10 protein-coding genes are annotated in these 11,561 nt (G+C 29.5%); 4 read left to right on the forward strand and 6 right to left on the reverse strand.

Going from position 1 to position 11,561, the window contains the following annotated elements; genetic code table 11:
- Positions 1-3: 3 nt before the first annotated feature.
- Genes BUA86_RS07715 through BUA86_RS07725 form a run of 3 tightly spaced genes read right to left on the reverse strand, consistent with a single transcriptional unit; the run spans position 4 to position 3,003 of the window.
- On the reverse strand, positions 4-1,074 hold the full coding sequence (locus BUA86_RS07715; protein WP_072931398.1) for an efflux RND transporter periplasmic adaptor subunit: 1,071 nt from the start codon (positions 1,072-1,074) through the stop codon (positions 4-6).
- Between the two features lie 14 nt (positions 1,075-1,088).
- Positions 1,089-2,417, reverse strand: a complete 1,329-nt coding sequence (locus tag BUA86_RS07720; RefSeq protein WP_072931399.1) for a TolC family protein — start codon at positions 2,415-2,417, stop codon at positions 1,089-1,091.
- 7 nt (positions 2,418-2,424) lie between these two features.
- On the reverse strand, positions 2,425-3,003 hold the full coding sequence (locus tag BUA86_RS07725) for a TetR/AcrR family transcriptional regulator (RefSeq protein ID WP_072931401.1): 579 nt from the start codon (positions 3,001-3,003) through the stop codon (positions 2,425-2,427).
- A gap of 149 nt (positions 3,004-3,152) precedes the next feature.
- On the opposite strand from BUA86_RS07725, the gene BUA86_RS07730 reads away from it, so the two are divergent.
- The 4 genes from BUA86_RS07730 (at position 3,153) to dinB (ending at position 8,547) form a co-directional block, all read left to right on the forward strand.
- Complete coding sequence (locus tag BUA86_RS07730) at positions 3,153-4,133, forward strand: YpdA family putative bacillithiol disulfide reductase (protein WP_072931403.1); 981 nt, start codon at positions 3,153-3,155, stop codon at positions 4,131-4,133.
- A 6-nt stretch (positions 4,134-4,139) separates the two neighbouring features.
- Positions 4,140-4,856, forward strand: coding sequence for a class I SAM-dependent methyltransferase (locus BUA86_RS07735; protein WP_072931405.1), 717 nt, complete (start codon positions 4,140-4,142; stop codon positions 4,854-4,856).
- A gap of 328 nt (positions 4,857-5,184) precedes the next feature.
- Positions 5,185-7,452 carry a cation:proton antiporter gene (locus tag BUA86_RS07740; protein ID WP_072931408.1) on the forward strand — a complete coding sequence of 756 codons (2,268 nt, stop codon included), beginning with the start codon at positions 5,185-5,187 and terminating at the stop codon, positions 7,450-7,452.
- 18 nt (positions 7,453-7,470) lie between these two features.
- Complete coding sequence (gene dinB / locus BUA86_RS07745) at positions 7,471-8,547, forward strand: DNA polymerase IV (RefSeq protein ID WP_072931410.1); 1,077 nt, start codon at positions 7,471-7,473, stop codon at positions 8,545-8,547.
- Positions 8,548-8,560: 13 nt separating this feature from the next.
- Here dinB and BUA86_RS07750 read toward each other — a convergent pair whose 3' ends face one another.
- From BUA86_RS07750 to BUA86_RS07760, 3 genes are read right to left on the reverse strand one after another with little or no spacing between them, the layout of a single operon-like run.
- On the reverse strand, positions 8,561-10,378 hold the full coding sequence (locus BUA86_RS07750) for a BamA/TamA family outer membrane protein (RefSeq protein ID WP_072931412.1): 1,818 nt from the start codon (positions 10,376-10,378) through the stop codon (positions 8,561-8,563).
- Positions 10,379-10,386: 8 nt separating this feature from the next.
- The gene (locus tag BUA86_RS07755; RefSeq protein WP_072931414.1) at positions 10,387-10,953 is read right to left on the reverse strand and encodes a C40 family peptidase; all 567 of its coding nucleotides are present in this window, start codon (positions 10,951-10,953) and stop codon (positions 10,387-10,389) included.
- Positions 10,954-10,989: 36 nt separating this feature from the next.
- Positions 10,990-11,532, reverse strand: coding sequence for an RNA polymerase sigma factor (locus BUA86_RS07760; protein WP_072931416.1), 543 nt, complete (start codon positions 11,530-11,532; stop codon positions 10,990-10,992).
- Between the last annotated feature and the right edge of the window lie 29 nt (positions 11,533-11,561).

Genomic DNA, 11,561 nt, shown 5'->3' on the forward strand with positions numbered 1-11,561 from the left:
ATCTTATTTAACAATTTTTACTTTAGCACCATCTTTCAAGTTAATTTGTCCACTTGTTACGACTTCTGTACCATCACTTATTCCACTAATAATTTCAACATTAGTTCCTACTGTTTTACCAATTACAACTTTTGTTAATTTTACTACATTATTGTTTACCACAAAAACTTGTCCTGAGCTAATTCCGTTTACAAAAGCACCTGCAGGTATAACTAACATATTTTTACCAGCATTAACATCGTCTTTTGTAGAGAAAACTGCTGTACCATACATACCAGCTTTTAAATCTTGATTATTAGAAACCTCAATTTCTACAGGGAAATTTAAAGATGCATCTGCTTTTGGTGCTATAAAAGAAATTCTTCCTACGAATTCTTTGTCTGCAAAAACACTTGCTAAAACTTTTACTGTTTGTCCAACTTTTAAACCTACAATTTCACTTTCTGTAACTGTTACTTGTAATTTTAATTTTGAAACGTTTACAATGTCAAACATTTGTGTTCCTGGTGCAACAACAGAACCTGGCTCTATATAACGTTTGTTGATAACACCAGAAATTGTAGCTCTTACATTTGTATCACTTACACGAATCCCTTGTGCATTAACTGCTGCTTTCGCATTTTTAAGTTGTAATCTCGAATTGTCTAATTGTTGTTTTGTTACACCTCCAGTTTTGTAAGCGTTTTCGTAACGTTGATTATCTATAACTGCATTCTGTAAATTGTTCTGAGCCTGCGTCATATCTACTTCGATTGCATCTTTTTTAATTGTTGCAACTGTTTGTCCTACACGAACATAATCACCTTCATCTACCAAAACACGAACAATTCTTCCCGAAATTTCTGATGGAAAAGTTAATTCTTGCGATGGTGCAAACGTTCCGTTAGAAGAATAATCTGAATTTAAACTTGCATATTTAGCTTTCGTTGTATTTACTACAACTTCATTATTCGCCTGATTTACAATAGCAACTTCTTCTTCTTGTTTTGCTTTATTATTTTTGATGATATAAACTGCTCCAGCGATTAATCCTAAAGCAATTAGTATATAAATTAGTGTTTTTACTGATTTCATAAAAATCGGTTATATTATTGAATTAATGTTTTTAAATCTCCTTTTGCTTTTATTAAAGCAACTTCTGCTATTTTATATTCTAATAAAGCATTAGAATAATTATTTCGTGCATCTGTAAGTGCATTCTCAGAATCTAGAATTTCTGTTAAATTAGCTAATCCTTGTTGGTAATTGTTTTGTGTATTTGTCAAAACTTTCTCTGCTAACGAGACATTTTCTTTCTGAATATCAACTGTTTTTAAAGCATTTTCTATTTGTGCTTTTGCATTTTGATATTCTAAATCTAACCCTAGTTTTGTGTCGCTAATTTGTTCTTCGATATCTAATAAATCAATTTCTGCTTGACCAATTTTTGATTTCGTAGCACCACCAGTAAAAATTGGAATTTTTACATTTAAACCAATACTAGCTAATTCTGACCAATAAAAATCTTTAGAAGTAATAAATTTATCTCCTAACCCTTGTAAACCGTAGTTACCAGCTAAACTTACTGTCGGATATAAACTTGCTTTTTCTGCATCTCTAGCAAAACCTAATAATTCTTTTTGTTTAGAAAGAACCTTATATTCTGTTCTATTTTCAACATTAATTGTTTCCTCTAACAAAAGATCATTCGGTTGAATAGATTCTTGTGCTAAATCAATATCCTGTTCTATTGGATAACCCATGTAAAATTTTAATGAGTTCTTATTAATATTAACAGCATTAATTAATTGTTGACGATTAGATGAAATGTTATTCAATTGAACAATAATTCTATCTAAATCTATTTGTTTTGCTAAACCATTATCAACTAAACTTTTAATAACATTTTTCACTTTAGTTGTGTTTTCTAAACTGATATTAATCGTTTGTAGTTTTTCTTCTTGCACAAAAACTTGATAATATGCATTTGCAACACGCTCAATAATTTGTTCGTCTGTTAATTCAGCATTTACTTGATAAAACTCGCGAGTAGTTTTAGCAGCTTTTAAACCTGTAAAAACACGTTGATCGAAAATATTTTGATTGATATTAACCCCTAAATTTGAATTAAATTTAGTTCCTAATGGAGCAAATAAAGTTTGTCCTGGCTGACCTACAAATTCTCCTGGCAAGGCCATTTTCTGAAGAATTGGGTTGTACGTTACACCACTGTTAACACTTATTTGAGGCAAAGCCCCTGCTCTCGCTTCATTAATTTGAAATTCAGCTTTTTTTACAGCTAAATCTGCTCTTTTTGCGTCTGCTTTATTTTGTAATGCGTAATTTACTGCATCCTTTAAGGACACAATATCTTGTGCATTACTTTGGTATAAAACACCAGCAAATAAAATTGATAGTAGTAATTTAAATCTTTTCATCGATTTACTAGTTAAATAGTGTATTTATAATAATTTGTTTTCTCTGAGAAATTATTTCAACATATTGCTTATCATCTAACTTAAATGATTCTTGTATTAATGGACGCATACAAATAGGAAACGTAACCAATGAAACTAAGTTCATTATAAACTGAAAAGGTTCTATTGGAGATATATTTCCTTTTTCAATTTCACAATTAAGCTCTTTTGTTAGAACCTTCATTATTTTATCCATTTGCTCATGATCTTTATAAGCACAACCTTGATTAATTTGTGTTACTAAATAAATTTCTAGGTAAGGATACTCTAATGCTACTTCTAAACTATAGTCTATATAATTTTCAATCTTTTCTTTAAAAGTCATATCAGAATGTAAAATAGCTTCAGACTTTTCATGTTCTTGTTTCATTGCTTCCTCAAAAACATTCTCAAATAAATTGTTTCTCGATCTAAAGTAATAGTTTATAAGAGTTCTATTTACCTTGGCTTCATCTGCAATTTCTTGTGTTGTTGCATTAAATTTACCTTCAGTAAAAAACATTCGTTTGGCTGTATTTTTTATTAATTCTTCCGTTTGATCTTTCATTATATTTGATTAAACATTTTTGTTTGACATTTTTGTTAAACAAAAGTATTAATTTTTTTTATACTACCAAACAACTGATTTGCTTTTCTTTAAAAAATTTGACAAAAAAGTTAATTTCCTAAACTATTTATTCTTTCTAAATTTGTTTCATGGAAGAAAATTATGATTTAATTATTGTTGGAGCTGGACCAATTGGTTTAGCTTGTGCCATAGAAGCTAAAAGAAATAATCTTTCTTATTTAATTATAGAAAAAGGTGCTTTAACAAATAGTTTATACAATTATCCTTTATATATGACTTTCTTTTCTATAGCAGAACGATTAGAAATTGGAGAGATTCCTTTTAATTGTATTTCACCAAAACCTGGTAGACAAGAAGCTTTAGAATACTATAGAAACATTCATAAATATTTCAATTTTAATTTACACTTATACGAAGAAGTTCTTGATATCACTAAAAACGATAAAGCAGAATTTGATATAAAGACAAATAAAAACAATTACTCTTCTAAAAATGTTGTCTTAGCTACTGGTTTTTATGACATTCCAAATATGATGAATATTAAGGGAGAAGATTTACCTAAAGTTCATCATTATTACAAAGAAGCACACCCCTATTCTTTTCAGAACGTTGTAGTTGTAGGAGCAAATAATTCTTCGGTAGATGCTGCATTAGAATGTTACCGAAAGGGCGCTAATGTTACAATGATTATTCGAGGAGAAGGATTTACTAAAAATTTAAAATATTGGGTTCGTCCAGATATAGAAAATAGAATTGCAGAGGGTAGTATAAAAGCCTACTTTAATTCTACTATAACATCTATTAATGAGGAATCAGTATCTGTTAAAACACCAAATGAAGAGTTAGAAATTGAAAATGATACTGTTTTGGCTTTAACTGGATATCATCCTAATTTTGACTTTTTACAAAAGTTAGGAATTACTTTAAGTAATGATGCATTAAAAACACCAAACTATAATACAACTACAATGGAAACAAATGTAAATGGTCTATATTTGGCTGGCGTTGTATGTGGTGGTATGTTAACCAATATTTGGTTTATTGAGAATTCTCGCGTGCATGCAAAACAAATTGTAGAAGCTATTCTAGCAAAACAAAATGCAAACTAATTATTTATGAAAGACTTATTTGGACAAGCTATTCTAGATTATCAAACGAATAATTCGCCTGAAGATTTATATACAGAAACTTCTATCTCTGAATTAGACATAATGCCAATAGATTATCTTTTTAGAGGATATGATGAAATGCCTAGTTTAGAACAAAAAGCATTACAATTAGCAAAAGGAAATATTTTAGATGTTGGTGCAGGTGCAGGATCTCATAGTTTATACTTACAAGAAAATAAATTTGATGTAACAGCAATCGATATTTCTCCAAAAGCTATAGAAGCATGCAAATTAAGAGGAATTGAAAAAGCCAACGTTCATAATTTTTTAGATTTAAATGAAGAAAATAAATTCGATACTATTCTATTTTTAATGAATGGTACTGGAATTTTTCAGAATTTAATTCTAATTAATGTATACTTAGATAAAATAAAAAAGTTGTTAGCTGAAAATGGACAAGTATTAATTGATGGAACAGATATTATTTACATGTTTGATGAAGATGAAGATGGTGGAAAATGGATACCTAGTAATGGAAATTATTATGGAGAATTAGATTTTACAGTTCATTACAAAGGTGAAATTGAAGATACCATTAATTGGTTATACCTAGATTTTGATACATTGAAAAATGCTTGTAATCATCATAAATTAAATTGCACAAAAGTAAAATCTGAAGGAGATTCTTATTTAGCTAAGATAACGTTAGAGGTTAGAAACTAGATTTTAGATGTAAGATTATAAGAAGTAAGGCTTACTTAGCGCTCTCTGCGAAAACTTTGTGTTCTTTGCGGTTAAAATATAGTATAATAACGAAGTTGATTTAGTTTTAAGATTTTAGATGTAAGATTATAAGGAATAAGCTTTATGCTTCTTCAATCTTGTCCAAGCATCATTTCAGCTTTACATGACGTTAAATCTAGATGTGTTCCTGAAACCATTATAAAAGCATCTTTTTTGTTCTATATCACGAAAAAAAATTAAAATACATCATCTGTTATAAAAGGTCGTCCAAGAAAAATTAGTAATTTAGAGCAGATTATTTATCTCCATGGAAGAACACCTGCCAAAACTCATTACAGATTTAGGACTAATTTTATGTGTAGGAGCAATTACTACACTTATTTTCAAAAAAATTAATCAACCTTTAGTTTTAGGTTACATTATAGCTGGATTTTTAGTTGGTCCACATTTCGATTTTATGCCATCTGTTGCAGAAGAGCACAATGTTGAAATATGGGCAAAAATTGGTGTAATTTTTCTATTATTTAGTTTAGGTTTAGAATTTAGTTTCAAAAAGCTTCTCAATGTTGGAGGTTCTGCCTCCATAACCGCAATTGTAGAAATTGTCTGTATCGTAACAGTAGGTTATTTTGTCGGTCGATTTATGAATTGGTCTACAATGGATAGTATTTTTCTTGGTGGTTTGTTAGCAAGTTCTTCAACTACTATTATTATTAGAGCATTTGACGAATTAGGACTTAAACGCAAAAAATTTGCTAAAGTTGTTTTCGGTATTTTAATTGTAGAAGATATCGTTGTTATCTTATTAATGGTAATGCTTTCTACAATGGCAGTTAGCCAACATTTTAATGGTGTAGAGCTAATTAATTCTTTTGTTAAATTAGGCTTTTTCTTAGCTGTTTGGTTTATTGGAGGAATATTTATAATTCCAACATTTTTACGTGCAATTAAAAATTATATTGACGATGAAACCTTATTAATTATATCTGTTGGGCTTTGTTTAGGTATGGTATACATTGCAGATAGCGCTGGATTTTCTATAGAATTAGGTGCCTTTGTAATGGGGTCTATTTTAGCGGAAACAGTTTATGCAGAAAAGATTGAACATAATTTCCAATCCGTTAAAAATCTATTTGCAACAATATTTTTTATCTCAATCGGAATGATGATAGATCCCGTTTCTATGTACGAACATAAATGGGCTATTTTAATTGTTACTTTGCTTACAATTGTCGGAAAATTAATCTTTACAACCATTGGTGCATTAACCTCTGGTCAACCATTAAAACAATCTATACAAGTTGGTATGAGTATGGCACAGATTGGAGAGTTTGCCTTTATTGTTGCTGGTTTAGGAATAACACTTGGTGTAACAAGCGACTTTTTGTTTCCTGTAGCAATTGGTGTTTCTGCCATCACAACATTTACAACGCCTTATCTTATTAATTCTTCTGAGAAAGTTTATAATTTATTGAATAAAATATTACCTCAAAAAGTTTTAAAAGGAATAGAAAACTATTCAACTGATACGCAGCATATTCAAAATGAGAGTAAATGGAAAAAAATAATTACGCAAACAATCTCTACTATTTCAATAAATAGTATCATAATTATTGCCATTACTTTAATCGTAAAAAACTTCTTTGTTATTCTACTTACAGAATGGTTTACTTATTTTGGAGCAAGTTTAATTGGAGTAATTTTAACTGTAATTCTATGTATTCCTTTTATTTGGGCTATAATTGGTAATCGTCCAAAACGTGATCTTATTAGAGAATTTTGGGATGAATCTAACTTTAACCGTGCACCTATTATTGCTATAATAACGGTTCGTTTAATTTTAGTTTTTGTAGGTATTATTTTCATTTACAATCAATTCTTTTCAAGTACAATTGCTTCTCTTATTTTAGCCGTAGGATTAATAATTACAATGTATTTCCTATCAAAATATTTTAATCAATTCTACAATTATATTCAGTCAAAATTTATTTATAATCTGAATGAAAGAGAAATTGTTCAAGAAGAAGAAAAACAAAGAAAAAAACAAGAAAGATTTCAATATACATGGGATAATACGCATATTTCTGATATGACAGTTCCGCAGAATGCTAATTTTATTGGTGTACGTTTAGGTGATTTAGATTGGCGAACAAAATTTCAGATTAACATTGCTTATATTAAACGTGGAGATCGAATTTTGCAAACACCAAACTCAGAATCTGTTCTTTATCCTTTTGATAAAATTGGTATTATTGGTACAGATGAACAACTTCAACGTTTCGAAAAATATTTACAAATTATTGGAGAAACTCCTCCAGAAGAAAATGAAATTAAAAACACCGATAACTTTACTTTAGATAAAGTTGTTGTGCCACAAGATTTTTGTCGCTTAGAATACAAAACTGTAGGTTGGGTAAAAGACAACTCAAGAGGTATTATTGTTTCTATTGAGCGTAATGGAGAAATCATTCATAATCCCGATAGAAATGTTGAAATCAAGTTAGGTGATTATTTAACAATTGTTGCCGACAAAAAAAATCTAAAAGCTTTTATACAAGACTTTCATTTAAAATAAAGCGAGTACTTTTGTAGTATGCTTCGCAAAATTATTCACATCGATATGGATGCATTTTTTGCATCTGTAGAACAACGAGATTTCCCAGAATTAAGAAGGAAATGCATTGCTGTAGGTGGAAATGAAGAACGAGGTGTAATTGCAACTGCAAGCTACGAAGCGAGAAAGTATGGTGTTGGTTCTGCCATGTCATCTGTTGTTGCAAAAAGAAAATGTCCTCAGTTAATTTTTGTAAAACCTCGGTTCCAAGTTTATAAGGAAGTCTCTAATCAAATTAGAGAAATTTTCTTAGAATATACCGATTTGGTTGAGCCATTATCTTTAGACGAAGCTTATTTAGATGTGACAGTAAATCATAAAAATATTGAGGTTGCAACAGAAATAGCTCTAGAAATTAAACAAAAAATAAAAGAGCGTACAAATTTAACCGCTTCAGCTGGTGTTTCTTTCAATAAATTCTTAGCAAAAATTGCTTCCGATTACAACAAACCTGATGGAATATTTGTAATAACACCCAAAATGGCAACTGAATTTATAGAGAATCTTCCTATAAAAAAGTTTCATGGAATTGGAAAAGTCACTGCCGAACGAATGCAGATGATGGGCATACACACTGGTTTAGACTTGAGAAATCTGGAATTAGAGAAATTACAACGAGAATTCGGAAAATCTGGTTTGTATTATTATAATATTGTTAGAGGATTAGATAACAGAGAGGTAAATCCTACAAGAATTAGAAAATCTTCTGGTTCTGAAACTACTTTTAGCAAAGACATCGAAACTTTAGAAGAATTACAAGTTGCATTATTTCCACTTATGGAAGATGTTTGGAACTGGTCTACCAATACAACCATTTTTGGAAGAACAATAACTGTCAAAATAAAATACAACGACTTTACGGTTTCTACAAAAAGTAAATCGGCTTCGTTTGTTATTAAAGACAAAGTTTTGTTTGATAATCTTTGTTACGAATTATTAACGGAAGGTTTTACAGCAACAAAACCTGTTCGTTTATTGGGTGTTTCTATTTCTAATCTAGATACAAAAGATAAAGATGGAACTCAACTAGAAATTCCATTCAGAGAATATTCTTAAGATTTTAATTTGATTAATCCCAACGATTCCAACGAATATAAGAAGGCTTAGAGAAATCAAAATTCATCATCTGATAATCTTTATTATCCAATAAGTTTGTCTTGATTAAATTATCTCCATTTCCAGGAATTGTTGGATAATAAGATAACGAAAAACGAATGTTATTAAATACAAAATAATCATTGGTTAGCATTACCCCAAGAGTGAAACGAGAATAAATAGGATTCTGATTAAATATAAATTTTTTATTGTCTCCAATTGCAGAAAACATCATGTTAAAAAACGGAGCAATACGAAATCCTAAAAACTGATAAGGTGTATATGATTGTAATTGATATTCAAAAATAATTTTTTGTTGTCCCGTTAAACCTCTATCAGATGTAAAACCAGCCATTCCTAGATAGTCATGCTCATGTAAAGAAAGTTCATCTGCAGATGATTTTAATCGATTATGACCAAGCAAATAATTCAGCTTAGCAAAGTTTCTAAATCTCCATTCCCCCCACTTCATCAGTTTTGCCATGTATTGAAATTCGACAGAAAGCGTTTGTTGCTCGAATTTATCTTTATTAAAAAAGCCTCCAAATTCTATTCCTACACCATAAAAACCAGATCGAACAAAACCTCCAAGATCAGCTTTTACACCAGTATAATATCGTTCTGTGTTTCTTATATTTTGTTTAGATGCTATAAAACCGAAAGATTTACCTACAGCAATATCTTCATCAATACCATAATTAAAAATATATTTTGTTTTGATAAATCGTCTTGATGAAATACCTAACCCAACAATATAATTACTTTGTGTAGAAAAGAAGTTTGCTGGATCATTTTCTTCACTAGGTGTTTCTGTATAACGTCTTTGGTAATACCGAGCAGATGCAATTAAATTGGTTATATTTTCTGACATTCTATCATCAATTCTAAATGCTCTCGCGAACCAATAATCCTGAAAGTTGTACTTAAAGCTATTATTTTCTAATATTGGCTGATTAAAATTTAAAGAATCTCTAAAAAATACTTGACCAACAGCTACCCCACCCGCATACTTTGTTAATGGAGAGAAAAATGTTCGTTGAAAACTAATTGATTTCGTATAGTTACTATCTTCATTAATAAAATAATTAAGATTAGCACTAATTCTAGTTTTTCCAATTGCTGGAACTGTATAATTAAACTGATAAAGTGAATTTCCTGTTTTATAATTATGTCGATATCTGTTATCTAAAACATGACCATAACCTAGAAAGTTTCTTTCCCTTATTCGTAATCCAGCTCTAGAACTTGAGACTGTTCCTGTAAAAAACATACTCCAAGAATCTATTGAGTTTACATAAAGATCAACAGAATCTTTACCTACTGCTTCTCCAACTATTTCCACTTTACGAATAGATCTATTGGTACGTATTAAACGCTCCGACTCTTTTACTTTAACGGAATCATATATTTCTCCTTCTTTAAAGAGAACATTCTGTTTTAGTACGAATTTCTTTGTTTTACCATGTAATCTGTTTCCTGTTCGCTCTATCCATTTTTCTGGTTTTTTAGTGGTATCGTTTAAAGAATAACCAAAAGGATCTGTGGTTTTGTAATGAATATTTCTGATGTATTTACCTTCAAAAATATCTTGACTAGGATTAAGGTATTGCACAGGAAAATTCTTCTTCCTTTTATTAAAAAGTAGTTTCTCGTAAAGTTTTCTAAAATTTGATTTGTCTTTATTTTTTACTGTAACTGTATCAACTTTAATACTGTCAACCTGCGCACTAACCGATGCCGAAATAAAAAATAAAACTCCAAAAAGAAATAGTATAGATATTTTTTTTACCACATTAAATATTAAAGAAGTCTAACAGCTTTTACAAATCTGGCTTTCCAATAATTTTCATCAAGTGATGAAATCATTACTCCTTTTGAAGTTGATGAATGAATAAAATTAATTACTCCACTTCTGTCTATATTTTCAACAATCCCTACGTGAGAAATTGAATTTCCAGAAGTATTAAAAAATATTAAATCGCCCAATTTTACTTGTTTGATATCAATTTCTTTGCCAAATTGCGCTTGATCTCTAGAAACACGTGGTAAATCTAAATCTAGCTCTTTAAAGCTTACATAAACTAGACCCGAACAATCAAATCCAGATTTTGTAGTTCCTCCATATTTATATGGTGTCCCGATATAAGATTTTGCTGTTTTTAAAACCTTGTTAACATCTTTAGAAGCAGAACTTTCTGCGTTAGAGGAACGATAAGTAGCATCCGAAGTATTTTTAGTATTTTTCTTAGAAGAAGTATATACTTTTTTTGATCCTGTTTTCTTATAAGATGTAACTTTTCTAGTTCCACAAGAAATTATAAAACTACTTAAAATAAGTAAAACTGCGGTATTATATATCTTCTTCATATTCTAAATCTTCTTTTATTTTAACGATAAAAAATACTAATTATTACCCTGCATTACATCAATCAATAATTGTTTAGCACGTAATAATCTTACTTTTACATTTGGTAAAGTTAAACTTAACTCTTCTGCAATTTCTTTGTATGTTTTATCTTCTATATAACGTAAAATGATAATCTTCTGATAAGGTTCTTTTAATTTCTCAATAGACTTTGTGAGCTTATCGTTGTCTTGTTTTAGGATAAGAGATTCTTCTGGTGAGGGTTGATCTTCTAATATTTCAAACAAATTTGATTCATCATCAATAGAAATATTAAGTTTTGTAGATTTTCTGATATGATCCACCATTGTATTATGAGCAATAGAAATTACCCATGTTGTAAAATCAAAATCTTCATTGTAGAGCTTTAGTTTAGCAAAAACCTTTGTAAAAGTTTCTATTGTAATATCTTCAGACTCTTCTTCGTTCCTAACTTTACTTAAAACATAATTATAAACTTTTTCCCACAGAAGTTCTATAACAGCATTCTGTGCATTTCGTTTTCCTTTCTTAGCTTCTAAAATTATGTTCTCTAGGGTCATTCAAAATCTCTATAGAAGCTAAATTTAAG

Origin of the sequence: Chishuiella changwenlii (genome assembly GCF_900142565.1) — a bacterium.
GTDB lineage: Bacteria > Bacteroidota > Bacteroidia > Flavobacteriales > Weeksellaceae > Empedobacter > Empedobacter changwenlii.

Bases quoted from the DNA above. Each gene is read 5' to 3' on its own strand.
- BUA86_RS07715 (WP_072931398.1), bottom strand. From the start codon at position 1,074: ATGAAATCAGTAAAAACACTAATTTATATACTAATTGCTTTAGGATTA.
- BUA86_RS07720 (WP_072931399.1), bottom strand. From the start codon at position 2,417: ATGAAAAGATTTAAATTACTACTATCAATTTTATTTGCTGGTGTTTTA.
- BUA86_RS07725 (WP_072931401.1), bottom strand. From the start codon at position 3,003: ATGAAAGATCAAACGGAAGAATTAATAAAAAATACAGCCAAACGAATG.
- BUA86_RS07730 (WP_072931403.1), top strand. From the start codon at position 3,153: ATGGAAGAAAATTATGATTTAATTATTGTTGGAGCTGGACCAATTGGT.
- BUA86_RS07735 (WP_072931405.1), top strand. From the start codon at position 4,140: ATGAAAGACTTATTTGGACAAGCTATTCTAGATTATCAAACGAATAAT.
- BUA86_RS07740 (WP_072931408.1), top strand. From the start codon at position 5,185: ATGGAAGAACACCTGCCAAAACTCATTACAGATTTAGGACTAATTTTA.
- dinB (WP_072931410.1), top strand. From the start codon at position 7,471: ATGCTTCGCAAAATTATTCACATCGATATGGATGCATTTTTTGCATCT.
- BUA86_RS07755 (WP_072931414.1), bottom strand. From the start codon at position 10,953: ATGAAGAAGATATATAATACCGCAGTTTTACTTATTTTAAGTAGTTTT.
- BUA86_RS07760 (WP_072931416.1), bottom strand. From the start codon at position 11,532: ATGACCCTAGAGAACATAATTTTAGAAGCTAAGAAAGGAAAACGAAAT.